The sequence below is a fragment of the Idiomarina sp. genome, assembly GCF_048260185.1.
In the GTDB taxonomy this organism is placed as follows: domain Bacteria; phylum Pseudomonadota; class Gammaproteobacteria; order Enterobacterales; family Alteromonadaceae; genus Idiomarina.
Genome location: NZ_JBLXHB010000002.1, coordinates 215,289 through 241,015 on the forward strand (window position 1 = coordinate 215,289; position 25,727 = coordinate 241,015).

Below are 25,727 nucleotides of genomic sequence, written 5' to 3' on the forward strand. Positions count from 1 at the left end.
GTCAAAATGAAATACTTGCCGTACAGGATTAAATTTAACGACATGCTGTTATACTAGCGGGTAAGTTTTTAATATTAATCTATCTGGTGTTAGCAGAGAGAAGAGGCCGTCATGAAACAAGAAGCTGCGGATCCGTATGGCATGATTATGGATGCCATCGTTACTCAGGCATTGCCGCCCAGCCAAAAAGTGTCAGAAAATATTCTGAGTGAAACTTTTGGTATTAGCCGCGCAATGGCGAGAAACATGATGGAACGTCTGGCTGCGCAACATTTTTTGGTCACGCTATCCCCTCGGATCACTCAAGTAGCACCGCTGACATTGCTCGAAATAAGGCAAAACTTTATGCTGCGACGCATGCTGTTGCCGGAAATTATTGCTGGCGCGTCTAAAGTTGATTTCGATAAAATAACGGCGTTGAATAAAAAAATTTCCAGTCTGCTTCCTTTCAAAGATGACGCGACAGCGCTTGAGCTACTGAAAGTAAACAAAGAGCTTAACCTCACGTTATGCGAGCCTATTGGCTATCCGCTGATGATTGACTGGGTAGGCCAGTTAGAAGACACCGCCATGCGTATTTATTGGCTGTACATAAAGACCAAGCAGGCGTTTCCTTATTCGAGTGACCAACAAAGCACCATTATTGAAGTGATGCGCACCGATGACCGCAAACGCATTCACTCCTGTATTAACGACATGATAGTGCAAACTGAAGAACGAGTGCTGGACGCCGTGTTCCAGAACAAGCAGTTTTACACTCAGGATCTAATTGTTTAGTGGGTTGGCTGTCGGTTGTTCTTGCCTGCGCCTGCTCAGGAGTATTCTGGCCAGGCCAACGGTTAGCAAGGGTAGAATGACTACCGCAATGTAGGCGTAAGAGAGTAAACCATAGCCGCTGGCAATTAGACTGATAATGCCAATTTCGTTGGCTAAAAACGTGGCGATGAATAGAAAGCTCAGTGCTATAACTGATCGTAGCCACTGTGGAAAAGTTTTGTCGTTACTGTGAAAGGTTCCGGCAATGCGTTCGTTAACGGCATGAATGACACCGGTACCCGTTTCAATAAAAGTGCCAAATAACATCACCTGAAACAGCACTAACAGCCAAACCAGATTAAGTGCGGATAACACCTGAATGACAGGGACGGGCGCAGTCAATACGCCCGGATAGTTTGCCAGTAAGGTTAAAAACACAAAAATTCCCGGCACTATGGCGACGACACCAGCCAATAAACCGGCACCGACCGCGTGTTGAGTTTTAGCAAAGCGCGGCACAATAAATAGCACGGCAGCGAGTGCGTTCAGGTTATAGGCTGCGTAACGCACACCATCGACAGCCCAGGCTCCCGATATTGTTGCTGCATTAAAATGACCCATGATTTCGTCATGAAAATTGGTGAATGTACTGGCGAATAGTGCTATGTAAGTAAAAAATAATAGCGCCGACCAACCGACAAAAACACGTTCTATAAGCTTGCTACCGAAAAAGGTGAGTATGCCGACAAACAACATCAGTGTGAGTACGCCAATTACCGCAGGAACGTCCAGTAGCTGGCTGATAATTTCGCCGGCGGCTGAACCGAGTACGGCAAGTACCAATAAGGCTATTAATAAATAAATAACTTCAAATAACCACCAGAAGCGACCAAGCAAAGCCTGAAAGAAGGTTCTGTAGTTGTAGCTTTTGGTAATGCGGGCAAACTCGAAGGCGACGGCTAAAACAGCGCCCCATACCAGACAGGATATCAGCATACCAAAGAAGCCGCCGAGCACGCCGTGAACTAAGAAAAACTCAGTTATTTCGCGTCCTGTACCATAACCGCCACCAACAATAACCGACTGGAATACCAAGCCCGGTACCAGGTAAATACTAAACCCACGAACCCAACGATTATAATTCGGCATGTGCCTGCCTGGTTCTCTGCGGATAAAATTGCATCATCAGCTCTTTAATCAGAGTGTCGCACCCGGTGATTAACGGGTCAACACAGGGTAAGCCTAATTCTTGTTCGAGTGCCTGCAAGTATTCCTCTCGCATATCCTGGTTCAGCGACGAGGTATTGACGCTGACACCAATACAACGGACATTTGGGTTAACAATTCGGGCGCATTGCAAATGCAGATCGATACAGGCTTGCAGCGTCGGTAATTGATAGTCAGGGCAGGTACTAATGGTTTCGCGGGCGACATCGTGACAAACAATGATGGCATCGGGCTGTGAGCCATGTAGTAAGCCGAGACTGACTGCAGAAAATGACGGATTAAAGAGCGAGCCTTGTCCTTCAATAATATCCCAATGGTCGGCGTTATTATCTGGCGAGATGAGCTCTGCTGCGCCGCTGACAAAGTCGCTGACTACGCTGTCCACCGGCAGACCTTCGCCTGCTATCATAATACCGGTCTGGCCGGTGGCTCTGAACGTTGCATCTATTCCCGCCGTGTTCAGTCCTAAACTGAGTTCCAGCGCGGTATATTTTTTCCCAACGGCACAATCGGTTCCGACCGTCAGTAGCCGCATTCCCCGGCGCTTTTTCCCCGTGGCGATAGGAAACTCTCCGGTAACCTGGCGTACATTGATAATTCTTCCGCTACTTTTTTTCTGAGCTTCTGCTAACTCGGGAATATTACTCAGGTTTGTATGTAGTCCGTTGATAATGTCCAAACCCGCCTCCAATGCCTGCACGAAAGTAGGCAACCAGCTTGGTTTGATGCTACCGCCTACCGTTGCAACACCAATGACCAGGCTCTTTGCACCTTTAGCAATAGCCTCGGTGAGCGTTAACTCTGTTAGGCCAAGATCGACCGCACATGAGGCTAGTCTAAGTTGTCCCAAAATGTCATCACCGCACCATTTGGCAAGACCCGCACCTGTCTTTACCAATGTTTTGTCTTCTATGTCGCCCAGGAAAATGACATAGGGCAAATTAATCTTCATAGTACTCATACGCTACCTGCCTTACTTCTTGAAAGTTAACGATTGATTAAAACGAATACGAGACCGATACACCGATGGTGCGGGGCTCCAGAGGAATACCCGTGATATCTACAACGTCGCTTCCGGGAACGGCATTAGCGTTAAAGAAGGTATAAGCCTTTTTATCGAGCAGATTGTTGACGTACAAGGTGAATAGCCAGTTGTTCTTTTCAACGCCGGTGGTCAGGTTGATGGTGGTGAAGTCATCACTGGGTAAATTAACCGAGGGGTTTTCCGGATCACCATTAACAAAGGCTGAGTTCATGCTGTCTTTATAGTTTGCGCTAGCGCTTATCCAGCCATTCATGTTGTAGGGTAGTTGGTAGTCGTAAAAAACGCTGGAATTAAAGGTCCACTTGGGTGTATTTGGCACCGTGGCACCTTTTAAGCCAAACAGCTCGGGTTCATCTTCATTCAACGTACTTTCATTGTAAGCAGCCGCTGCTTTGAAGGCTAAGTTCGGCGTAATTTGATAATCGAAACTGCCTTCCCAACCCTGTACCGTAATGCCGTTACGGGCGTTGCCGTCGGTGCCAATACCAAAAAAGGTGACAATGGTCTGGAAGTTTTTCCAGTCGATGTAATAAAGCGCTGATTCATAGTTAAACTTATTGTCGGCTAACGCACCTTTCACACCAACTTCATAGCTCCATAAATCATCCTGTTCGACAACCGGTTGTGAGAGTATTTCACCAGTAAAAGGGTTTCTGACACTTAAGTTCGACGAAGCTGGCCGATAGCCACTTGCGATGCGTGTATAAAAGGAAGTGTCATCAGTTGGTCTGTATCGCGCAGTTAGCAGGTAAGTTTCAACCGTTTCCTTGGCCGTTTCCAGTTCTTCAACAACACTGCCGCCGCCAAGTAGCGGACCTTCCTGAACAAAAATAAGCGACTGCTCAGTTTTAGATACCCGCAAGCCCGCCGTAATATCAAAATTAGGGGCAAGGTAATAGGTATAGTTACCAAAGGCTGCGAGCTCTTCGTAGTCACTTGGAAACTCGGCGTTGAGTGCCAGAATATCTTGTGGCATGCCGGTTAACCGTTGTGAGTTTTTAGTCGATTCATCTGAATAAAAGAGTCCGACCAACCATTCATAATTGCCTTCGGTGGTCGAAGTTAGCCGAAGTTCATGCACTGACTTATCGGATCCAACATCACGTGTGAGAGGGGCTGAATCGACGCTACCAGCGGGTAACCCTTCTAGTTGTTCAATAATTGGCCCATAAAGTGATACCACATCTTCTGCTGCGGTACCTTCATACTCGGCTTTGCTGCTGGTGAAATCCAGCACGGCTCCTTCCATCTCGTAACTGGCGCTAACTGAGTATAAGGTTTGGGTTAGCTCATCTGAGCCATAGGCGGAGTCAGATAAAAACTCACCATAGGCTTCGTCTTTGTCGATAGAAGCAATGCGCACCGCTGAGCTTAAGTTAAAGGATGACTCCTGTTTCATTGCTTTCAGGCGAATATCAAACTTATCGGTTGGGGTGTAATAAAGGTCGGCAGAGTAACCTTTGTTTTCTGAGTCGTTAGCATTTTCACGAACCAGTGAACCCGTTGCCGGACTCACCTGATCAACGTAGCCTCCGTTGTCCTGAGAAAAGCCTGCTAAGGTAAGGCCTAGTTTGCCTTCAATTAGTGGGAAGCTATAAAAACCGCGATACAGCTGGTTTAGATCGCCTCCTTTGGTTTGGGAATAATCTACGGTGAACTTACCGCGTGAGTCGTACACTTCAGGTTCGTTAGTAATATAACGCACCGCTCCGGCAATAGCGGTTGCACCGAAAAGTGTACCTTGCGGGCCTTTAACGAGTTCAACCCGGGCCACGTCGCCCAGTAAGCCATCGAAGAATAAGCGGCCGCCAGCGGCAAAGCCGGTGCTACTGGTCAGCGGTACGTCATCTAAGTATATGGCGGTCACTGGCGAGTCATTCTGCTGACTGACACCGCGGGCACTAATGGAACCTCGACCTGCCTGACCCGTTGCACTACTGAAACTGAATCCCGGCGCTTCTTCAACTACATCGGATATGGATGTTAAGCCTCGTTGAATAAAGGAGTCCGGGTCGACGGCATAAACTGCTGCGGGGGTATCTTGAATAGTCTGGACACGTCGGGAGGAGGTAACTTCAATGATTTCCAGATTATCTTCTTCAACCGATTGCTTCTCATTTTCTTCTGCTTGCTGAGCCAAAGCACTGACTGAAACGACCGACATACCATAAATTAAAATTCGAATACTACGGGTTAAGTAATTGATTTTGTTGTTCATAGGATACCTACTTTCACCTGTTGTTTATTATGTTCTGGTTACTTTTTGGTGACTTTTTCGTTAATTATTCGTGATCATTACTGCCTTAGTGGTTAAACAATAATCAACAAAAAACACCTTGTACAGCTTTATTTTAAAATTTAACAGCCTTATAGTGCATCAAGAATGTTTTGATTCACTTAAGGAAAAACTATGAAGATCAGCGCGATTAAACTGGCACTATTGAATGTCGAGATGCATCACGCGATTAAAACACCCATAGGTGTGATTGCTGCGGCCCGCAATGTGGTGGTGAAAATTGAAACCGATAGCGGCCTTTATGGATGGGGTGAAACCAGTCCAATGTCAGCGATAACCAGCGATACACAGGAAAGTAGTTACGCGTTGGGGCAAGATCTGGGCCGCCTTTTGGTGGGTAAAGACCCGTTAGGCATAGAAGACAATTTAGCAGTGCTAAGGCGCTACAGTGGCCGGGCGAGCAGTATGATCTGCGCGTTTGATATGGCGATGTATGACTTAGCCGCGAAGCAGGCGGGTATGCCTCTATATCAATTTTTAGGTGGGCAAAGGCGGCCGCTGGAAACAGACCATACCATCGGTCACCAGGATTCGGTGCAAGAAACGGTAGCCATGGCAAAGCAGCTGGTAGGCGAAGGGTTCTCGACTATAAAACTGAAAACCGGCCGAGCTGACTTAATTGATGTGGAGCACGTTGCTGCGGTGCGTGAGGCAGTGGGTGAGACTATTAAGTTGCGCATTGATTGTAACCAAGGCTGGGACTACCCCATGACAATGGCAAACCTGCATCACTTAGAAAAACTGGACATAGAGTATCTTGAACAGCCATTGCCTGCGTGGGATGTGGACGGGTTCGCGCAGTTGCGTGCGAATACACGAATGCCCATTTGCGCTGATGAAAGCGTGTTTAGCCACATTGATGCGTTGCGCTTGATTAAAGCTGATGCGGTGGATTTTCTGAATATTAAGCTGGTGAAATCTGGAGGAGTTAATACCGCACTGAAAATTAACAGTATTGCCGAAGCGGCTGGTGTGCGTTGCATGATTGGGTGTTTTGGTGAGAGCCGCTTAGGGCTTTCAGCAGCGGCTCATGTGGCCTGCGCCCGGCCAAATATTCAATTTATAGATTTGGACTCTGCGCTGCACTTTTGTGCTGACCCGGTTAAAGGCGGACTTGAGTACGTTCCCAACGAGGGCGGTAAAATCATATTACCTGACGGAGTAGGTCATGGTGCTGAGTTTATTGAGTCGGAACTCGACCGCGCAATAACGATAAACTAGGGGTCGCACATGATTGATCCAGAAAATACTATGGCGCTATTGGCTTGCTTGCTACTGCTTGTTTTTATTGGCTACCAGAGCGAGAAAACCAAGCTGGGCAGCACGCTCTCGGCACCCTTAATTATACTGCTGTTGAGTTTTGTGGTAGGGAATTTAGGTATTCTGCCTAATCAGGCACCGTTATACAGCACTATTCAAGCGGTGTTGGTTCCATTAGCTATTCCCATGCTGTTATTTAGCGCCGATCTGCGTCTGGCATTTCGCGAAAGCCGTTTTATGCTTTTTGCCTTTTTATTAGCGGTTGCCTTTACTCTAATTGGTGCGGTGGTTGGTGCTTTTGCGGTTGATATGGGAGCGGCAGAAAGTCAGTTAGTAGGCGTATTCTCCGCCAGTTATATTGGTGGCAGCGCTAATTTTGTGGCAACCGCGGCGGCGGTAAATTTCGCAGATTCATCGCTTTATACTGCAGCACTCACTGCTGATGCGCTTGGGGCTATGGTTTTCCTTACCTTACTGATGGCATTACCTGCGATAAACTTTGTCGCTGCTCGCTTTAAAAGTAGGGAGCGTGCCCGAACTGTTGACGTAAGTAGAGTCGGCGAGCAGGGAGATAATGACAGTCAGCCAGAAAAGATTTCAGAAGTCGGGGTCATTTTTTCTTTACTACTGAGCGCAGTGATTTGCACCATAGGTCTGTTTGTCGCTTCGCTATTCCCATTTTCTGGTATGTTCATTATTGCGATAACGCTGTTGTCACTGATAGTTGCTAACTTTATGCCCGCTATAGTCACCAGAAAAATTCAGTTTGATTACCATTTGGGAACCATTTTTATGTACGTGTTTTTCGCTACCATAGGGTTTGGCGCCGACTTAGGCGCAATGGTAGACGTAGCACTTCCCATGGTGGCTTTTCTGGTAATTCTTGTTCTGGTACATATTATCTTGCTGGTTTGGCTTGGTGCCCGGTTCAAGTTTAGCCTGGCGGAAATGATGATAGCCTCAAGTGCTTGTATTCTCGGCCCGGCCGCTGCTGCGGCACTGGCTGCCAGTAAAGGTTGGCGTCACCTTGTCACCCCAGGAATGCTGGTTGGTGTGTTGGGTTATGCCATCGCCACCTTCATTGGTATAACGATTACTGCGATACTGTCTTGAGTAAACAGGGGAGTAGCTTAAGAAGCGTTCAGGCACCTCATTGCTACTATAAATCATTGGCGAAGCGTTCAACTGCGTTGACCACCTGTTTGGCGCCTTCCCGAATCTCTATAATGACGGCACCCGACTGGTTGGCTAATTCCAGGCCTTGTTCTGCCTCCTCTCGGGTACTGGACATTTGACGCATCACCTCATCAGAGAGAGTCTGGTTTTTCTCGACGACGCTTACAATCTCTTCTGTGGCTTTACTGGTGCGGGCAGCCAGATTCCGAACCTCATCGGCAACCACAGCAAACCCGCGGCCTTGTTCACCGGCTCTGGCGGCCTCTATAGCGGCGTTTAGTGCCAGCAAATTTGTCTGCTCAGCGATGCCACCGATGGTTTGCACTATGGAGTTGATCTGCAGGGACTGTTTACCCAGTGCTTCAATGCTCTCGCTCGTCCCTTGCATTTGTCTGGCTATCTGCTGCATGGTTTCGACCGTCTTCTGAACCACCGCGGAGCCTTTTTGAGCGCTTACATCAGTTTGTTGTGAAACGTCGTAGGCGACGCTTGCACCTTCTCTTACCTGAGCTTCCCGTTCCACCTGGTCGGTGACCACGCTGGCAAATTTCACAACCTTAGATAAGTTGTCCTCGGCGTCATACACCGGATTATAAGTGGCTTCAAGCCATACTTCTTGGCCACGGCTGTCGACGCGCTTGAAGCGGCCTGCTACATACTCTCCGTTGTTTAGCTTTTCCCAGAATGCGGCGTATTCAGACGACTCGCTCTCTTCTGGTGTACAGAATATACGGTGGTGTTTGCCTGCAATTTGTTCGAGCCGATAGCCCATGGCCTCCTGAAACTGCTTGTTTGCAGTAATTACGGTGCCATCAAGATTAAACTGAATAACCGCAGTGGAACGGATCAGCGCATCAATGAATGCTTCACTTTCTTTTTTGCCTTCAACTGTTTTGGTTACATCGCGGCCATATCCCTGTACATGGGATAGTTTGCCGTCCGCGTTCTGTATCGGAAGCCAACTGATACGAAGCCAGGCGAGGGAGTCATCAGCACGCAAGTAGCGGTAGTCATCGCTTATCGGTGCTAGCTTTGCAACGGCCTGATTAAAGTCTCGAAAACAAGCTAGCTTCGGAACGTAAGCTGGCACAATCTCTGACATGGGTCGTCCTAACAGCTGTTCGCGTTGGTAACCTAGAACATCAGCAAAGCTTTGGTTTACGGCAGATATGCATAAATCGGAGTTCAGTGTGATGGACAGCATCCCCCGATCCATCTGGCTAGCCAGTTGGCGGAGCATCGCTAACTCCTTACGCTGATCTTCGAGTTCATTTTTGAGGCGGCGATTAAACATCTGGATATTCCAGTTAACAATAATTCATTTATATCGGCAGGTCTAACCAGCTCTTGAGCATAGGGGGGAAAAAAGCGGGATGGGTCACCTGTTCCCTATAAAAATAAGTATGCTGACAACGATGACAACCAGTACGAGTTTTACAGCACTCTTTATAAAGTAAACGCAGAGGCAGAAAACCGGTTTAGCGATATCGTTGAAATCACTCATTTGAACGATGTGTGCAATAGTCACCGATGTCATGATGGGAGTTTAAGCAAAAGCTTTACCTCAAGCCCTCTCGGTTGATTACGTAAATTAATGCTACCGCCGTGGGCTTCAACAATATCGCGACACAGTGTTAAGCCAATACCTGAGCCTCTGACTTTAGTGCTGTAAAAGGGGATAAGCGCATGTTCAAGTTGCTGTTCGCTCATACCGCCGCCGCCATCTTGTAAAGTAATTTCCAGTTGCTGGCTGTGTTCGATGATTTGAAGGCGGATATGCTCTGGCTGTGAACCGCTTTCATGGGCATTTTTTAGCAAGTTCAACAGTACCTGATGCAGCTGGCCGGGGTCTGCTTGCCAGAGGCGTTTCGGCAAATCGCCAACCAGTTCAAAATCGTATAAGTTCTGCAATTGATTGATTAATCGGGGCCAGTTAACCGTAGTCATTTGTGGTGGTGGCAGTTTGGCAAAGTGGATATAGGCCTGCACAAACTGGTTGATATCGGCGGCGCGAGCACTGATGGTTTCAAACAGGCCTGCCAGTTCCGTCTGCTGTAATTGCTGGGCTCGCTGCTGACCTGAGTAGGCTAATGATGATAAAGGTGCCAACGAATTATTCAACTCGTGACCTATTACCCGTAGTAACTTCTTCCAGGCCGTCAACTCTTCTCGTTGTATCTCGCGAGTTAGGGGTTTAAGTAGATATAACCAGTGCTGGTTTTGATTGAGATTAAATTGATTAACCGATAGATGCCACACACTGTGGTCTGGTAAACGCAGTAAACCTTGTAGCTTTCTCTCTATTGCATCAGCCAGAACTGAAACCTTTGCTGCGGCGTCAGTCAGTTTGCTGCCATTAATTGCGTTGCCTGCGCTCAATAGCTGGCGTGCCGCAGGATTGCTCATAACGACGGTGTCACTGGCATCTGTTAATAGTAAAGCCAGCGGACTATTTTGTAATACCGTATCCAGTAACAATTCTCGCTGGTACAAACTCGCGCGTTCAGCCCGTAACTGGGACGACATGTTTTGTAAGCTCTCGGCAAGGCTACTAAGCTCGCGTATTTTTAATTGATTGGCGCTGGTATTAAAGCTGCCGTCCTGTAGGTTCTGAGCGTGCAGGTTGAGAGCTTGTATTTCTGTCATTAAAGGCCGTAGCATCCATCGCAGCAATCCTGCGAATAACAACCCTGCGACACAAATGGCACCGCTGATGAGCGGCGCATAGCCCCAATAAGCAAACTGAACGACTAACGCCAGTAAGGTTAGTAATATGCACACCAGAATGAGTCGATGACTCGTACCTAATCTAAATTGAGAAGATCTTAATTTAAGGCGTTTCAATACCGTAAAACTCCATGCGTCGATACAGTGCCTGACGGCTTATACCAAGTTGTTTAGCTGCGCGTGAAATGACGCCACCAGCTTGCAGTAAGGCCTGGTCGATAGCGCTTCGGTCAATATCATCCAATGCGCGTTTACCGGCACTTAATGTATCGGGAAGCCCTAAGTCGGCGCTGTTAATAGTGCTGTTGGTACTTAGCAGAAGCGCCCGTTGGCAGGCATTCTGCAGTTCCCGCACGTTGCCCGGCCAGTGGTAGCTTAACAAGAGTTGCTCTGCATCGTGGGAGAGGTTTTTTTCGCCGCCGAGAAAGTAACGTGCCAGTGGCAGAATGTCGTCCGGGCGTTCGGCTAATGCGGGGAGGGCAAGTTGCACCACATTAACCCGATAGTATAAGTCCTGACGAAACTCGCCCTGCGCAATAGCGGTAGTTAAATCGGTATTGGTAGCACTAATTAGGCGGACATCAACGCGGCGAGTGACGCTGGAGCCCAGGCGTTCATATTCACCCGTTTGCAGTACCCGCAGTAGCTTGGCCTGGCCGGATAATGACAAATTACCAATCTCGTCCAGGAATAGACTGCCACCATCGGCGGCTTCAAAACGTCCAATACGAGTTTTGTTCGCACCACTATAGGCACCGGCCTCAGCACCAAAGAGTTCAGCTTCCATTAAGTCGGCAGGCAGAGCCCCCATGTTGACCTTAACAAACGGCTTGTCTTTACGTGGCGAGTTAGCGTGCAGCACGTTGGCAATGCCTTCTTTACCGGCTCCATTGGGGCCGGTTATAAGCACTGCTGCATTAGCCGGAGCGAGCTGCAATGTCATTTGCACTAATTGCTGCATCTTATTGCTGGCGAAGACTAGCCCACAGAGATCTTTGCCGGCAAAAGCCGCCTGTCGCTCTTCGTCTCTACGCGCTTGTTGCTCGCTTAGCTGCTTTAACTTGAGCGCATTGGCCACAGTGAGCAATAAACGCTGATCGTCCCAGGGTTTGGCAATGTAGTCGGTGGCTCCAGCTTTCACCAGCTCGACTACCATATCCAACTGAGTCCAGGCCGTCATCAACACAATAGGCAAGCCAGGATATTGCTGGCGCAATTGGTAGAACAAGGCTTTTCCCTGATCCCCCTGCATTTCACCCACGGAAAAATTCATGTCCTGCAGAATCAAATCGATAGATTGCTCACCTAACACCTGCCACGCCTGTTCAGTCGTTGTTGCGCAGCGCACTTGGTAGCCCTGCAGAGAAAACAGCGTCTGCAGAGCCTGGCAAATGGATGAACTGTCATCAATAACCAATATATTAAGCATTGTTATAAAGCTTTGGTAGCAGTGGCGGGAGACACCCGGGTAGCAATGGTTGCAGGATACCATATGGCCAGGGTGACAGAGAATAACAAAATAGCGCCGGTCAACAACGGCAGCCACCAGTTGAGTGATGGCAAGCTGATAACCTGTGATAAACCATGGTTGAGAAGCAGCGCGCAACCGATGCCAAGCAGTGTACCGATTAAGGTACATAACCAACCTTCACTTAATAGCTCAATAAAAATCAGCCGCTTACTGGCACCCAAAGCGCGCTTGATGCCAATTTCCTGCTGGCGTTTTAATACCTGAAAGTGGGTACTGCTGTAGCTCGAAATCATGGTGACGACTAGCATTAAAGCACTGAGAATAGTGAGCAGAGTAGCCAGGCCATATTCATTGCGATAGAGCTGTTGCTGCTGCTCGGCAAAGCTCCGAATATGGAAAATTTCGATGTTGGGTTCGACCTGCTGTAATACGCTGGTTAATTGTTGGCGAACAGCTGAGGTTTGACCGGGCGATGTTCTTAGCAACAATGTGTACCCCCAGTCTACGCTGAAGGGACGGGTGACCTGAATGCTGTTATACATTACGTTCTCACCATTACGTTGACCATAAAAATCACTTATTACCGCACTTACCGAACCGCGGTTAAGCTGGCGGCCCACAGCTGACTGCTCTGGAAACAGATGTTCAGCGAGACTTTGAGTGAGGACCACGCTGGGGAAACTCTCTTTAGTAAAAAGGCTGGACTGCTGTGGAAGTCTACCCTGCAACACATCGACGCCCAGAACCTTAAAATAGTCGGCTGAGACGAAGTAGATTGGCACACTTGAGGTGTTGCTTCGCTCTTCGTCATCGACATTATAGACGTTGCCATTATTTCCTCCCTGGAGCAGCATGCCCTGATTGCTATAGGCTGCTGCGACAACACCGGGAATATTCCGCAGTGCATTGAGCTGACGTTCCAGCAGATCTTCTAATAGCGGGTACGCCCGAAGTTGCGGTGTGGTAGGTTTTATTTGTACCAACAGGGTCTCTTCCAAATCGAGGCCGGTTGGCTGATTCAGTTGTTGATGCGTTTGCTGTGCCAGCAGCACACTGTTGAGTAAGAGTGCCAGAGTAATAGCCAGCTGTAACAGCAATAAAATGGTAACCACTTTACGGGTCAGCAATACTTTGAAAAGTAGTGGTAATGACATGGTGTTTATTCCTTTAACTGCTGATTCAATGAACCAAACGAGGCACGAATTGACGGGTACAGAGTGACTAGGTAACTACATAAAAACGCAGTCAACATTAGCCCTGCCATTAAGGTCAGATTCCAGTCAGAGAACAGGCTATTGCGGGGTAGTAGCGTATTCATTAATGAAACGCCTGCGTAGCCAATAATTAATGCGCCGGTAATGGAAAGGAATGTCATCAAAAGCACATCAGCAAGCATTTGCAACTGTAACTGGCTACGGCTGGCCCCCAACGCCCGGCGCAGGCTAAATTCATATTGATTACTCAAATAACGGTTGAGCGCTAAATGACTGGCATTAAACAAACATACTACCAGGAACAGCAAAGTGACCAGGGCAAAGGCTTTGATATCGCCGGGGTCGTCCCCAAAGTAGTCGACAATATTACGCATGGGTACAAGCTGATTATTGATCGGAGCCGGGTGGCGACCCGCTGCTTTTTCGTCTTCGGCCAGGCTTTGCATAAACTGTTTGTAAGCTTGCTGTTGTTCTTCAGTATCCAGTTGCACCCAGTATTGCAACTGGTGCAAGGCACCTGTTCGACCTTCCGTGGCTAATTGACGATAGTCTGTATCGTCAAAGGTTTGTGAGTTGGTTTTAGACAGATAATTTAGGTCGTAACCCGTTTCCAGAGGGAGAAAAATGTCTTCGCCAGCACTTAAATGATTACGTCCATTCGCATCATATAGGCGCGGTAACATCTGCCAGTCATCCAGAACCCCGATGACACTGACATTGCGGTCATCCAGCAGTATTGATTCGCCCACCACGTCGGTACGACCGAGTAGTTTTAATGCCATGGCGCGGGTAAGCAAAACTTCATTGTGGGCTTCATCGTCGGCCCACATCGAACCGTGTAATAGCGGCACCTCAAACATTTTGAAGAAGTCACGTTGGGTAATACGTATAGAAACTGGGGTTGGTGGCTGGTCAACGCTTAACCGGGCGTAACCATCGCTGCTATACATAGCCGCCTGAGCGGAAGGTATATCACTTGCTGACAGTTTCTGGACATTACTGTAACTAAGCACTCGGGGAGGGCGACAGTTATTGCAGTCGTTTGGTGTTATCAATGTCATGGGAAAAAACAGCTTGTCGCTTTTGTGCGGCAATGGGTCAGAGTTCAACTGGTAGTAGAAAGTGGCATTAGCGAAAAATACGCCCAGGCCGACACTCAGAATAAAAACGGTTAAGGCGTAAGGTAGTGGTGCTCGCTTAATGCTGAGTAGACTCACTTTAAGGTAATAAATAAACTGTTCCATAATCTTTCCTTTAAGCGCTGTGAGCTGCCAGTGGCTCGTACAGCGTGCTGTCATGCAGTTGGCCATCGACAATTTGAATATTGCGGGCAGCACGGCGAGCCTGATCCGGATCGTGGGTAACCATTAAAATGGTACAGCCTTGCTGATTAATTTTTTCTAACAGTTCCATAACCTGACGAGCCATTAACGAGTCGAGGTTACCGGTGGGCTCATCGGCAAGCAGAATGCGGGGTTGACCGGCAATTGCACGGGCAATGGCGACACGCTGCTGCTGACCACCGGACAACTGAGCAGGCAGATAGTCACGTCGTGCGTGGAGGCCGACGAGCTCTAATGCTTGTTCGATACGCTGTTTGCGTTCCGCTGCTTTTAAGCCGCGATAACGTAAAGGCAGCTCGATGTTGTCGTAGATACTGAAGTCTTTAATTAAGTTAAAACTTTGAAAGATAAAACCAATTTTTTCGTTGCGTAACTGTGACAGCGCTGAGTCCGACAAGCCTTTTACGGATTGCCCATCAAGTAAGTAGTCACCGCTATCAAAGCCCTCAAGGGTGCCTAGAATATTCAACAGCGTTGACTTGCCTGAGCCGGAAGGGCCGGTGAGAGCGACAAATTCGCCCTCGTTGACCTGCAAATTCACCTCGCGCAACGCATGGGTTTCAATGAGTTCAGTGCGGAAGATCTTGCTTAAATTTGTTAGCGTTATCATTGGTTGTTCCTTGTGTTAAGTCATAAAATTTGTCGTGTTATTAATTTAGATTGACCCTGTCCTGGCCTTTAAACTCACTCAGGTTTGAAATCACCCATTGCTCGCCTTCGGTGCCACCCTCAAGTATTTCTACCCACTGCACCGACAGTGCTCCGAGTTGTACCGGTTTACGCACGGCCTGATCATCGATAACCTGGTAGGCTTCTCGACCACCTCCTGAGCTGACAAAATCACCGCGGGCAATCATCAGTACATCTTCCTTATGTTCCAGAACCACGCGGGCGGTCACGCGCTGGCTTTGGCGTAACTGGCTGCTGTCCGACTCGCTAAAGCGCACCCGGGCGGTCACCTGATTATCGCGTACTTCCGGCGCTATGTAGCTGATGGCTCCGCGTAACTGTTGTCTGCCTAATTGCACTTCCACTTGTTGTCCGGGTAGCAAATCGCGGGCGTAGCTTTCGGGAACCGCGAGTTCCGCTTCATACTGGCTTAAATCGATGACGGTCAACAGCGCCTGCCCAGGCAATACGTGACTTTGTTGCTCGACCAGCCAGTTACCCAGCTGACCCGTGACCGGGGCGGTAATATTGAGAGCCTTCACTTTGCGTTGAAGCTCCTTAACTATCAGCTGCTGGCGGTGAATTGACTGGGTACGGGAATTCTGTTCAAAGCTCAGCTTATCGCGAGCCAGTTCGACTTTGCGTTTAGCATGGTCGAACTCAAGCTCGGAGGTTGCCACGTTGTCTTCAGCGATGTTGAAATCCAGTTGTCGGATAACACCGAATTCAATGGCTTGTTGGGCTCGTTGCAGTTCACGCCGCGCAGCTAGTAAATTAACCTGAGCCGTATTCATTACTTGCTCAGTATCTAATTGCTGTTCGCGTGCGGCTAATTCAGCACGCTCGGCTTCGCTTTGCATTCCGGCGAGCACGGCTTCTTGCTGCTGTAAATCATTCTGTAGCGCCGGGCTGGTGATAGTCGCGAGTAAATCGCCCTGTTTTACAGCTTCACCGGGCTGTTTAAACAGCTGCACCTGACCGATTTCTTGGCTGTACAGCGTAGGAGCGTTGGCAGCCACAATTTTACCTTGCACTGAAATGTCGCGTACTAAATCGCCACGTTGTACGGTGGCGAATTGCATCTGGTTACGCGGTAAAGTCAAACTGGCGCTTTGTCCAAACGACTGAAAAACAGCCACTGCCAACACAAGCAGAAGACTGACAGCAGCTACCCTAGGGAGAAATCGGCGTAGCGTGCTTTTCGCTGGACGCTGAATAATATGGTCTTGTTGGCTGGTTCCTTCAATCATGCTTTGTAATCCTGACGATGCAATAAGTGTAAGTCTTACCTCCTCTTTGCATTTTTGGTGCCAGAATTTAACCTTTTGATTTTAAAGGATTTAGTTATTTTTTGAGTTTTTAATCAAGTGTCCGCGGACAGTCACACTGTCCGTTATGATCTCGCGGACAATGGTCTGCTGTTTTGTATTCTTAATCAGCTTGGCTTTTTGCCATGCAAACGCGCTTTAACTTGATCTTTTGTATTGCGCTCATCGAATGTAGGTATTTGAGCGTTTACGCGAGTCAACGCTGGATATAGCAGCGAGCCTGTTAGGCATTTATCATGCGATCGTAAGATCAAGCTTCTGAACCTTATCTAAACTTAAGTTTTTTCCAGCATGCCATAAATCGTATGCATCCTGCATCGCTAGCCAACTCTCCGGGCTTCTGCCCAAAGCTTTCGATAAACGCAACGCCATTTCAGGGCTTATACCACTTTGGCATTTCAAAACTCTGTTTAAAGTGGATGGAGAAACATTTAACTTTGTAGCTAAATACCGGCAACTCAAGCCAAAAGGCTGCATATAAGTTGCTAGAATAAATTCGCCTGGGTGGGCTGGGTTAAACATAATAGACATCAGTGATAATCCTCGTAATTAAGTAGATATACATGACCATCACGAAACTCGAAGGTTAAACGCCAGTTGCCACTAACCGCTATCGACCAAATATTTTTTCGACTACCTTTTAACGGGTGCAGTTTGTATCCCGGAATGTCGAGATCTGAAACTTTCATAGCGGTATTTAATGCCACCAACTGCATGCGTAATCTCGCAGTATGGCTCGCTTGAATTCCGCGAGTACTTCCACTTTCGAAGTAAAGCCTCAGTCCTTTGTGCTTGAAAGTTTTGATCATGAGCTCTTAGTGTAGCGTGTTGCGCAACGTTGTCAATTTGTGGTTTCTTTGTATTTTTTGCATACGCACCGTGTCTAAAAGCTTATTCACCCTCCACACCCTCCCGAATTCGTAAAAAGCTGGCAAAGCGCGGCACGCCATTATTGGTATAACCGTGGTACTTGTAGGTAATGATACTGCCGACAGGCGGAGGGTTGGCACGTTCGGCGTCGGAGAACCCTGTGCCAACAGAAAACTCAATGCCTTGTTGATTGCGCACGCGCAGCGCACCGAGCATGTCGGTATATTTACCTTTGCCGGGTAAATGCGCGATGACCTCGGCCTCATCGTCGAAATAGGGTTTTAATTTTAATAAAGCGTCACTTCTGCCGGACTGATGAAGCGCTGTTGCCAAATGCAACATCAGGCCTTCTGCGCCATCTTCAACCATAGCTTGCAAGTGTTTGCTTAACTCATGATTGGAATGAAACCGTTGCTGCTTAACCGGCTTAATATGCTCAGCATTTATTTGCGCAATTAAGTTTGAATAATTTTTGTATCTCTCCTCGAAAGGCAGTTGTGCGTCAGGCATATCAAACACCATATATTTCACTTGCCGCCAGCGGTTATCTTTTGGTGTTTGGGTTCGTACAATAGAACTTAATTCCTCAAAATTCTGGCGTTTTGTCCACAGCTCACCGTCAAGCCAAACGGCGGGTAGCGGTGCAGTAAACCATTCCGGAGCTGATATCAGGTTGCCTTGTCGGGTCAGTAGTTGCGATCCTGTCCAAATGGCCCGGATACCATCGTATTTTTCACTTACTAAGTAGTTGCTAATGGGGATGGTATTGTCCTGTTCATACACTTTTGCGAGCTGGGTTTGCGTTGAGTTCTGCCATGCGGCTGCAGGCAAGGTACAAAAGGCAGCGATAAAAAATGCCACTAAATAAACAAGATGAATTCTAGAGAGTTTTGGCATCCTTGCCTCTTATTTTGGAGCGAGTTGCAGCGCGTCTGCGCCAGGTGTCATAAAGAGACTAGCACTGCTTACTAAGGTTGGCTGCATGCCAATGTCGCATTATGAGCTAAGCAAAATGGCTATTGTTTTTACAATGCAGCCGAAGACAGAAAAACCAGAAGTGCTGCCACGCATGGGAACAACAGAAACCACTGCGGGCGCAGTAATATGCCAAGCGCTGTGCTGATATAAAACAACAGCCATAATGCCCATTGTTGCTCTGTAAAAATACCCGATAGCAGGATAAGCAACACGCCTGCCAGCGCTTTAACAAACGCATAAATAATGCTTTTACTCAGCTGAATTGACTGCTTCTCCGGCAAGCTGCCTAAATACAATTGATAGTGTTTTCTAAGTGCCTGGGTTCCAAACAAGCTACTTGCCAACAACAGGGCGCTGACAAAACTAACTAAATTAAGAAAGTAAGGCTGCACTTCGAGTGTCATTTGAGAGGTGCTAAGGCGAGTGATCGCTATGAGCAGTAGCAAAGTCACCAGTCTTAACTTCTCTCCGTTGGGGGATGCAATGTCGGCTTGTAAAAGCAGCCGAAACAGTCCTTTCGGCCATTCCCCGAGTGTTATTGTGAAGCTTGGTATAAAACGCTCAATCAGAACTGCGGCGCTCCACAGTAGCAGCCATTCGGGTTTGGTTAATTCCCAGGGCAATGCAAAAGCGATGAAAGGAAAAAGCAGCAAGCTAAACCAGGGAAGTCTGTTGTTAACAGCAACAAAACCGTAATAAGCTGCGAAGAGCACGACACCCGTTAAAGGAATGAGCTCATACCAAAGCTGTCCGTCGCCGGACAGGAGTCTGCCGCTTTGCTGGAACAGCACAATAAGCAGTAAAGCCAGCGGCCCGAGTATAAAAAAGTTTGCTCCATACAGTATTAGCCCCAGGTTACTGAAGGATTTGACGAGCGGTTTGGTCGGCAATGATTTTATATAAAGCTGGTAGTGGGTGGCGCAAATACCGTCCCGCTGAAAACTCATCCAGCTATACAGCAACAATAAATAGCCCCATAGAGTGTTCAGATAAACCGATGCGCTGGTTTCCGGGCTGGCCATAATGCCTATCGACAAAAGAGGAAGCATAATAAGCACCGGCAGGGCGAGAGGGAACAAGGCCACCAGTCCCATGCTAATTTGTCTCAGGCTGTCCAACCACTGCTTCAGAGACTCATGGTAAATTCTGATTCGAAATAACCAGTAACTCACACCGCACCATCAATGATGTTTTCCAGAGCGATGTGCTGCACGTCGGTATTGTCTGAAAATACGGTTTCGTGGCTGGCGACAATAATCTGACCCGGATAACTGTTCAAAACTTTTTCCAGTACCGAGCGGGTTTGATCATCAAGCCCGTTACCGGGTTCATCCAGTAGTAGCAGGTCGGGTTGGTGCATTATGGCGGTAATTAAACTCAGCTTTTTATAGTTACCCAGCGAGAGGTTTGACACTTTGGTCGCCAGATACGGCTCCAGCCCGAACTCGCTGGTCCAGTTGTTATCAGGGTAGTTAAATTGCAGCGCGTGAAATTTGAGTAACTCCTTCACCGTCATAAATGCTGGTAAGGCAACTTTGCTGGCACTTATGCCTATGCTCTTTTTACTGCTTGCGAGAAGAACATTTTGCCTCTGATAGGTAATTTTCCCTTCTCGCGGGGAGATAAGCCCTGCCGCTAATAAAAGCAGAGTGGTTTTGCCAATGCCATTGGGGCCGGTAATGCAAACGCGGGGCGCATCAACAGTTAAGGATAAATTACGGAAAATACACCGATGCCCGTTAAACTGACTGACCTTGTCGAAAACTAACAACTGCTGAGATTCCTTAGCTGATGAATGCTTTATTTTTTTGTTATAGAGACTTAACTTTATACCATTGATGACCTCTTGGGAAAATAAGCCTTAGGCATTTGCAAACCGGTTTTCGCATTACATTATGAGTCAAATACGCAAAAACAGCGTATAAGAAGGTGTAATTCGCAAAACGGTGGTTCTAATGTCAGAACAAAGTTCGAAACTTGTTATCTTCTTCGACGGTGGATGTCCGCTCTGCGTAAAAGAAATGCGCCATTTAAGGAAGCTGGATGAACAAAGAAAGATCCAGTTTGAGAACATTAACGAGCCGGATTTTAACCAGCGCTATCCTGCAGTAGACGTTGTTAAGGCTAACCAGTATTTACACGGGCAGGCTCGCTCTGGTGAAATGATTTATGGTCTGGATGTAACCTATGCGGCCTGGTCGCAGGTGGGTAAAGGCTGGATGATCGCGCCTTTACGCTGGCCTGTCATTCGTTGGTTTGCCGATAAAGCGTACTTATTTTTCGCGCGTTACCGTAACCGCATTTCTAAATTACTAACAGGGAAAGAGCGCTGCTCGCAGTGCTCTATTGACTGATATACTCTCACCAAAGAGATGATGACAAGAGTACTTTCGACATGAAGAAACAATATCTGGTGTTATTGCTGGCGCCAATGATAAGCGTGGCAGCCGATGATCCTCCGAAAGTTAGTGCGCAAGAGTTTGTGAATTTACAGCAGGGAGAAACCGCCCATGAAGGCTTTCGGCGTGCTCACGCAAAAGGTATTTGCCTCAGTGGTGAGTTTCGTTCAAACGGGCAGTTAGCCGGCTATTCAAAAGCGGCACTATTTGAAACGGGCTCCATGCCGTTTATCGGGCGTTTTTCTGTTGCAGGGAATAATCCAACAGCGCCTGACTTAAAAGCACCGGTGCGAAGTTTGGCTCTGAGCTTTGCCATGAGTTCGACCGAGCAATGGCGTATTGCAATGAATACACCGCCCGTTATGGCGGTTAAAGATCCGCATACGTTTTACCAGCAAATTCAGGCGATTCAGGCAGGCCCCAAAGCAATACAGACTTTTTTTGCCGAACACCCTGAGAGCAGTGACTTTTTAAGCTGGAAAGCGCAATACCAACCCAGCGGAAGTTTTGCTGCCGAGACTTATAACAGTATTAACGCGTTTTACTTGATTAACTCTGAAGGCGATGAGCAAGCCGTACGCTGGACTATGCAGCCGACGGTTTCAGTTTCTTCTGACAACTTAGAGGGTGTGGACGCTCTGCATCAAGAAATTACCAACCGGGTAGCGAAAGAAAATATAGTTTTTGACTGGGTTTTTACTTTGGCAAATGAGAAAGATGACGAGAACAATCCAGCAAAAGCATGGCCGGACAGCCGTGAGCAGATTACAGCGGGACAAATTATTATTACCGGGGTAACGCCGCAGTTACAGGGCGAATGCCACGGTATAAATTACGACCCTCTGGTGCTGCCAACCGGTATTGAGGCAACCCGTGACCCCATACTACGGGCTCGTTCCGCAGCTTATGCCGAGTCTTATCGGCGCAGAGCAAAAGAAGCGTTAATGGGCGAGCTGGAGGAACAGGGTAATGAATAACACACAACAGTTTTCCTTGTCGATGCGCTTGTTCCACTGGGCTATGGCGGCTTTGGTTATTTCGATGCTGGCGGCTGGCCTATTGATGGTTCGTTCTTTAGAGCCTTGGCAGTTAAGCATTCTAACCGTGCACAAAGCTTTTGGTGTTGTGGCTGCCGTACTGGTTATTGCCCGTTTAGTGAATCGTTTGTTCCATCAAATTCCGCCACTACCCGGAGACTTATCAAGCGTGCAGAAATTTGTCGCTAAGGCTTCTCACTGGCTGCTTTATTTGCTGTTGTTCGCCATGCCAATTTCAGGGTACTTAATGCAGTACTTTGCCGGGCGGCCAATTGAGGTATTTGGCTGGTTCCGCTTACCGGCCGCGCTTACTGTCGATATTGAGAACTATGCTGTATTCCGGGAGCTGCACGGCTGGCTGGCAATAGCACTTATGGCACTGGTTGCTTTGCACGTTGCTGCAGCCTTGCATCATCACTTTATCCGCAAGGACAAGGTTCTGAAAAGTATGCTTTAGTGCGTTATTGCCTAACGCTGTTTATATTGTGTTGGACAGTAGCCGCGCGACACTTCCGCGGGGCGCAGTTTACGATGTTTAGTATTGCGCCCCGACACACGTTCCCGCCACAAGCGGAAGCTGCCCGGCTTAAGTTGCGAACGCATAAACTTAATAACCTGCTTTTCCTGCAGGCCAAATTGCTCTTCAATAGCTTCAAATGGCGTGCGGTCTTCCCACGCCATTTCTATAACGCGAGATACTTCAGATTCAGTCAGGTTCATAAACAGGGTACTTAATGTCTTTCACTCAATTACGTTCGCCTTTGTGAATCAGATCTTCACGACTACACCGACTCTGTTCTACAAACCGTAAAGATGCTCCGCGTATCTTTATTTTAAGATGTGCTGTACTACACTTAATAATGAATAAGTTGAGAAAACGCACTGACATTTTAACGATTAAGGAGGCTGCTATGCCAGACGTTTGGCGCGACAAAGACGAGCGTATGTATCAGCATATTAAGCAGTCTCAGCTGGATGACGGAAAAAGTGAAGATGAAGCAGAGGAAATTGCCAGTCGCACTGTGAATAAGCAGCGACGCGAAGAGGGGCTTACCGATAACACCACTACTCAGGGGACAGGTAACCCCAATACGCGGCTGGAAGAGCGCACCAAAGATGAGTTATACAATAGGGCGCAACAGCTTGATATTGATAACCGCAGCCAAATGACAAAAGACGAGCTGATTGAGGCTATAAGGCAAAAGCAGTAAGGGATTAAAGCTGACGAATGACTGCTTTGGTGGTTTAATGAAAGCATTGTGGCCGAATGAAGAAATGCTAACTATGCAAGAGTGCTTGGTGAAGACACAAAGCTCAAGGATGAGGAATAAAGCGTGAATGACAAGCAAATTCAAATATTTGAGAGCCAGGATGGGCAGGCACAACTGGAAGTGGCTTTGGATAAGGAAACTGTCTGGCTCTCTCAAGAGCAGATGGCGGAGTTGTTTGGGCGTGAACGCTCCGTTGTTGCAAAGCATATTCGGAATATATTCAAAGACGATGAACTCGACAGAAATTCAGTATGTGCAAATTTTGCACATACTGCTTCTGATGGAAAAACTTACCAAGTAGGTTATTTTAATTTAGATGTCATTATTTCTGTCGGTTACCGGGTAAAATCTCAACGAGGTGTGCAGTTCCGCCAATGGGCAACGAGAGTTCTGAAAGAGCACCTCGTTGAAGGCTACACTCTAAACCAACGCCGGCTCCAAGAGCGCAGCATTGAATTTGAGCAAGCCCTGAATCTACTCAGTCGTACACTGAGCAACCAAGGGTTAGTTTCTGAAGCTGGTGAGGCTGTTGCAGAGGTTATAAGTGAGTACGCTCGTTCCTGGTCGCTATTGCAAGGTTATGACGAGCAAGTTTTAGCTGAGATAGGTACCAGACAAAATGGTATGCAGGCTCTGGATCCGGATAACGCAACCGATGCCATTCAACAGCTTAGAAAAACACTTATAGCTAAAGGCGAAGCCACTGAGTTATTCGGACAGGTTCGTGGCAACGGGCTTTCTTCGGCATTGGCTACAATAGAGCAGGGTTTTGCGGGTGAGTTGTTTTATCCTAACGTAGCAAGCCGTTCTGCCCATCTGTTGTACTTTGTTATCAAGAATCACCCTTTAGCCGACGGCAATAAACGCTCGGGTTCTTTCCTATTTTTGTGGTATCTGCGATTAAATCAGCATTTATTAGCTAAGCCTGTTGAGCGGTTGATTAACGACAACACTCTCGTGGCTCTGGCACTACTGGTAGCTGAGAGCTTACCAAATCAAAAAGAGCTGATGATTCGTTTGATAGAACACTTTATTCTGCTGAAGGAGCCAGCCGATAACTAAGGATTAAAGCTGACGAATGACTGTTTTGATGGTTTAATATCCCCCTCATTTGCAAGGAAAAGCAGTCAAATTGTCATGGCCGACACGCAGTACATAACCAAGAATCGTCTCTCGCAAGAAGTGAATAAATCCCGCGTATGGGTCGCTATTATTGGAGCGCCTATTGCGGGTTTTTTAATGTACAAATTACCAAATCTCTGGTGGATTGTCGGATTAATTTACCTCTTCAGTATTATTGGGGCGGCATCCACTAAACGTTCAGGCGCCAGAGGCGAATTGAAAACACTGAAGCTGCTAAAGAAGCTCCCCGATAGCTATGTGCTGTTTAATCAGGTCGACGTACCCAACCCACGAGCAAAACGAGGCTTTACTGAGCTGGATTTGATTGTTGTGGGCCTTAACGGTGTGTTTGTAGTAGAAGTGAAAAATAACAACTCTAAAGTAACGGGAGATGAGCAATCTTCTAATTGGGTAGCCCATAAAGTAGGTCGCAAAGGTGGCCGGTATACAGCCAAAGTTCGAAATCCAATAAAGCAGTTAAAAAAGCAAGTACATGTATTAGCAGAGCACTTGAAGAAAAACCGCGCATCTACCTGGATAGACGGAGTTGTGTTTTTTTCACACCGCAGCGCACGGGTTAAGCTGTCTTCACCTCCAAGCGTGCCCGTGATTGAACGTAAAGGACTGGTCGAGTATATTTTGAACTATCAGCCCAAGCGGGCACCTTCGAATATTGATACCGTCGTGCAGCAGTTAGTAACGCTTAAAAAGTGACAGATAAATGAATAAATACCATAGCTTCAAAGAGAAACTTAATGAGCACATGCTAAAAATTCCTAAATGGATAAGATTGGCTTTGATCTTTCTTCCCTATTTTCTCTTGTTTTATTTTGAGTTGGGATTTTGGGGACAATTGTATGGGGCTATGCTTGTGTTGTTGGCTTTTTATATTACCCCTGACGCTTTTGGGAATCGGTCGCACAACCGAAGCGAAGTAAAAAATATGATGGCGTTGCTGGGTGTACAGGGTGAGCAATTGCGTGTAGGACTTGAGCAGGTGCCGGCTAAAAAGTTAAAGCGAGTGGCTGTTGGTGAATATGATAAAAACTCAGCTATTTTGAGTTTTCCTTTTAACTACCAAATTAGCCATCATTATGTGTTTCCGATTCAGCAATTTGACTCCGTTCAGAACTTCTTTAAGACGAATTACCCCCAAGTTGAGTTGATCACCTAATTCTTCACACCTTCGCCATCATTTGTTAACAAAAGCGTAACAAAGTTCTTTTAATGTGGCCTGGTGTGTGGTACTTATGAGTTGTGGTTTTTTTGTTAACAAACAGATTAACTGCAGCGCTAATACCATAATTAAAAAAGTTGTATCAAAAAAGCAGAGGGTCATAACATGGATCATTCAGAAGAACTGCAAAAGGTTAATGACAAGTCTGGTAAGGGTCGCGCGGCAAAACGTAAATGGCGTGAAATAGAGCAGCTAAAAGAGAAGTACCGGTTGCGGGAAGAACTCTCTGATATGGATTACTCGCTTGAACTCGATTTAGAAGAAATCGAACTATAAAAAAGAACGCCGTCTGGGTGACCTC

The 25,727-nt window shown here is 47.3% G+C and carries 27 protein-coding genes; 11 read left to right on the forward strand and 16 right to left on the reverse strand.

Annotation, left to right across the window (positions count from 1 at the left end):
• The first annotated feature begins 111 nt into the window (after positions 1 to 111).
• Entirely contained in the window at positions 112 to 777 is a 666-nt protein-coding gene (locus ACN0RF_RS06715; protein ID WP_153849647.1) for a GntR family transcriptional regulator, read from the forward strand.
• Here ACN0RF_RS06715 and ACN0RF_RS06720 read toward each other — a convergent pair.
• Genes ACN0RF_RS06720 through ACN0RF_RS06730 form a run of 3 tightly spaced genes read right to left on the reverse strand, consistent with a single transcriptional unit; the run spans position 766 to position 5,246 of the window.
• A complete protein-coding gene (locus tag ACN0RF_RS06720; RefSeq protein WP_417438474.1) occupies positions 766 to 1,905 on the reverse strand; it encodes a hypothetical protein in 1,140 nt (379 codons plus the stop codon). The two genes, ACN0RF_RS06715 and ACN0RF_RS06720, sit on opposite strands and share 12 nt — an antisense overlap.
• The gene (locus ACN0RF_RS06725) at positions 1,892 to 2,944 is read right to left on the reverse strand and encodes a DUF1611 domain-containing protein (protein WP_417438475.1); all 1,053 of its coding nucleotides are present in this window, start codon (positions 2,942 to 2,944) and stop codon (positions 1,892 to 1,894) included. Before ACN0RF_RS06725 ends, ACN0RF_RS06720 begins: the two co-directional genes overlap by 14 nt.
• Positions 2,945 to 2,981: 37 nt before the next feature.
• Positions 2,982 to 5,246 (reverse strand): TonB-dependent receptor, encoded by a 2,265-nt coding sequence (locus tag ACN0RF_RS06730; protein ID WP_417438476.1) that lies wholly within the window; start codon positions 5,244 to 5,246, stop codon positions 2,982 to 2,984.
• Between the two features lie 192 nt (positions 5,247 to 5,438).
• Here ACN0RF_RS06730 and ACN0RF_RS06735 point away from each other — a divergent pair, with 192 nt between their 5' ends.
• The gene (locus tag ACN0RF_RS06735; RefSeq protein ID WP_417438477.1) at positions 5,439 to 6,545 is read left to right on the forward strand and encodes a mandelate racemase/muconate lactonizing enzyme family protein; all 1,107 of its coding nucleotides are present in this window, start codon (positions 5,439 to 5,441) and stop codon (positions 6,543 to 6,545) included.
• Positions 6,546 to 6,554: 9 nt separating this feature from the next.
• Positions 6,555 to 7,697, forward strand: a complete 1,143-nt coding sequence (locus ACN0RF_RS06740; protein WP_417438478.1) for a DUF819 domain-containing protein — start codon at positions 6,555 to 6,557, stop codon at positions 7,695 to 7,697.
• 46 nt (positions 7,698 to 7,743) lie between these two features.
• Here ACN0RF_RS06740 and ACN0RF_RS06745 read toward each other — a convergent pair whose 3' ends face one another.
• The 12 genes from ACN0RF_RS06745 to ACN0RF_RS06800 all read right to left on the reverse strand — a co-directional run bounded on the left by ACN0RF_RS06745 (position 7,744) and on the right by ACN0RF_RS06800 (position 20,131).
• A complete protein-coding gene (locus ACN0RF_RS06745) occupies positions 7,744 to 9,054 on the reverse strand; it encodes a methyl-accepting chemotaxis protein (RefSeq protein ID WP_417438479.1) in 1,311 nt (436 codons plus the stop codon).
• Between the two features lie 239 nt (positions 9,055 to 9,293).
• Complete coding sequence (locus ACN0RF_RS06750; protein ID WP_235598953.1) at positions 9,294 to 10,541, reverse strand: sensor histidine kinase; 1,248 nt, start codon at positions 10,539 to 10,541, stop codon at positions 9,294 to 9,296.
• Between the two features lie 49 nt (positions 10,542 to 10,590).
• The gene (locus ACN0RF_RS06755) at positions 10,591 to 11,916 is read right to left on the reverse strand and encodes a sigma-54-dependent transcriptional regulator (protein ID WP_417438480.1); all 1,326 of its coding nucleotides are present in this window, start codon (positions 11,914 to 11,916) and stop codon (positions 10,591 to 10,593) included.
• A 2-nt stretch (positions 11,917 to 11,918) separates the two neighbouring features.
• A complete protein-coding gene (locus tag ACN0RF_RS06760; RefSeq protein ID WP_034822342.1) occupies positions 11,919 to 13,112 on the reverse strand; it encodes an ABC transporter permease in 1,194 nt (397 codons plus the stop codon).
• Positions 13,113 to 13,117: 5 nt separating this feature from the next.
• The gene (locus ACN0RF_RS06765) at positions 13,118 to 14,416 is read right to left on the reverse strand and encodes an ABC transporter permease (RefSeq protein WP_034822344.1); all 1,299 of its coding nucleotides are present in this window, start codon (positions 14,414 to 14,416) and stop codon (positions 13,118 to 13,120) included.
• A gap of 10 nt (positions 14,417 to 14,426) precedes the next feature.
• Positions 14,427 to 15,125 (reverse strand): ABC transporter ATP-binding protein, encoded by a 699-nt coding sequence (locus ACN0RF_RS06770; RefSeq protein ID WP_011235286.1) that lies wholly within the window; start codon positions 15,123 to 15,125, stop codon positions 14,427 to 14,429.
• A 40-nt stretch (positions 15,126 to 15,165) separates the two neighbouring features.
• Entirely contained in the window at positions 15,166 to 16,434 is a 1,269-nt protein-coding gene (locus ACN0RF_RS06775; protein WP_034822346.1) for an efflux RND transporter periplasmic adaptor subunit, read from the reverse strand.
• Positions 16,435 to 16,746: 312 nt separating this feature from the next.
• Entirely contained in the window at positions 16,747 to 17,043 is a 297-nt protein-coding gene (locus ACN0RF_RS06780; protein WP_011235284.1) for a HigA family addiction module antitoxin, read from the reverse strand.
• A complete protein-coding gene (locus ACN0RF_RS06785; protein ID WP_417438481.1) occupies positions 17,043 to 17,321 on the reverse strand; it encodes a type II toxin-antitoxin system RelE/ParE family toxin in 279 nt (92 codons plus the stop codon). Before ACN0RF_RS06785 ends, ACN0RF_RS06780 begins: the two co-directional genes overlap by 1 nt.
• 82 nt (positions 17,322 to 17,403) lie before the next feature.
• Positions 17,404 to 18,279, reverse strand: a complete 876-nt coding sequence (locus ACN0RF_RS06790; protein ID WP_417438482.1) for a DNA ligase — start codon at positions 18,277 to 18,279, stop codon at positions 17,404 to 17,406.
• A 128-nt stretch (positions 18,280 to 18,407) separates the two neighbouring features.
• Complete coding sequence (locus tag ACN0RF_RS06795) at positions 18,408 to 19,532, reverse strand: DUF6136 family protein (RefSeq protein WP_417438483.1); 1,125 nt, start codon at positions 19,530 to 19,532, stop codon at positions 18,408 to 18,410.
• A complete protein-coding gene (locus ACN0RF_RS06800; protein ID WP_417438484.1) occupies positions 19,529 to 20,131 on the reverse strand; it encodes an ABC transporter ATP-binding protein in 603 nt (200 codons plus the stop codon). Before ACN0RF_RS06800 ends, ACN0RF_RS06795 begins: the two co-directional genes overlap by 4 nt.
• A 184-nt stretch (positions 20,132 to 20,315) precedes the next feature.
• Here ACN0RF_RS06800 and ACN0RF_RS06805 point away from each other — a divergent pair, with 184 nt between their 5' ends.
• Genes ACN0RF_RS06805 through ACN0RF_RS06815 form a run of 3 tightly spaced genes read left to right on the forward strand, consistent with a single transcriptional unit; the run spans position 20,316 to position 22,253 of the window.
• A complete protein-coding gene (locus ACN0RF_RS06805) occupies positions 20,316 to 20,714 on the forward strand; it encodes a thiol-disulfide oxidoreductase DCC family protein (protein WP_417438485.1) in 399 nt (132 codons plus the stop codon).
• A 41-nt stretch (positions 20,715 to 20,755) separates the two neighbouring features.
• A complete protein-coding gene (locus ACN0RF_RS06810; RefSeq protein ID WP_417438486.1) occupies positions 20,756 to 21,736 on the forward strand; it encodes a catalase family peroxidase in 981 nt (326 codons plus the stop codon).
• Positions 21,729 to 22,253: a cytochrome b gene (locus ACN0RF_RS06815; protein WP_417438487.1), complete on the forward strand. Its 525-nt coding sequence runs from the start codon at positions 21,729 to 21,731 to the stop codon at positions 22,251 to 22,253. Before ACN0RF_RS06810 ends, ACN0RF_RS06815 begins: the two co-directional genes overlap by 8 nt.
• Positions 22,254 to 22,264: 11 nt before the next feature.
• Here the strand turns inward: ACN0RF_RS06815 and ACN0RF_RS06820 are convergent, their stop codons facing one another.
• Complete coding sequence (locus ACN0RF_RS06820) at positions 22,265 to 22,516, reverse strand: TIGR03643 family protein (RefSeq protein WP_011235278.1); 252 nt, start codon at positions 22,514 to 22,516, stop codon at positions 22,265 to 22,267.
• Positions 22,517 to 22,707: 191 nt separating this feature from the next.
• Here ACN0RF_RS06820 and ACN0RF_RS06825 point away from each other — a divergent pair, with 191 nt between their 5' ends.
• The 5 genes from ACN0RF_RS06825 to ACN0RF_RS06845 all read left to right on the forward strand — a co-directional run bounded on the left by ACN0RF_RS06825 (position 22,708) and on the right by ACN0RF_RS06845 (position 25,702).
• Entirely contained in the window at positions 22,708 to 23,007 is a 300-nt protein-coding gene (locus ACN0RF_RS06825; protein WP_034822360.1) for a Rho termination factor N-terminal domain-containing protein, read from the forward strand.
• A gap of 123 nt (positions 23,008 to 23,130) precedes the next feature.
• The gene (gene rhuM, locus ACN0RF_RS06830) at positions 23,131 to 24,129 is read left to right on the forward strand and encodes a RhuM family protein (RefSeq protein WP_417438488.1); all 999 of its coding nucleotides are present in this window, start codon (positions 23,131 to 23,133) and stop codon (positions 24,127 to 24,129) included.
• 75 nt (positions 24,130 to 24,204) lie between these two features.
• Positions 24,205 to 24,903, forward strand: coding sequence for a nuclease-related domain-containing protein (locus ACN0RF_RS06835; RefSeq protein ID WP_417438489.1), 699 nt, complete (start codon positions 24,205 to 24,207; stop codon positions 24,901 to 24,903).
• A 7-nt stretch (positions 24,904 to 24,910) separates the two neighbouring features.
• Entirely contained in the window at positions 24,911 to 25,363 is a 453-nt protein-coding gene (locus tag ACN0RF_RS06840) for a hypothetical protein (RefSeq protein WP_034822364.1), read from the forward strand.
• 168 nt (positions 25,364 to 25,531) lie between these two features.
• A complete protein-coding gene (locus tag ACN0RF_RS06845) occupies positions 25,532 to 25,702 on the forward strand; it encodes a DUF3545 family protein (RefSeq protein ID WP_011235272.1) in 171 nt (56 codons plus the stop codon).
• Positions 25,703 to 25,727: the final 25 nt, after the last annotated feature.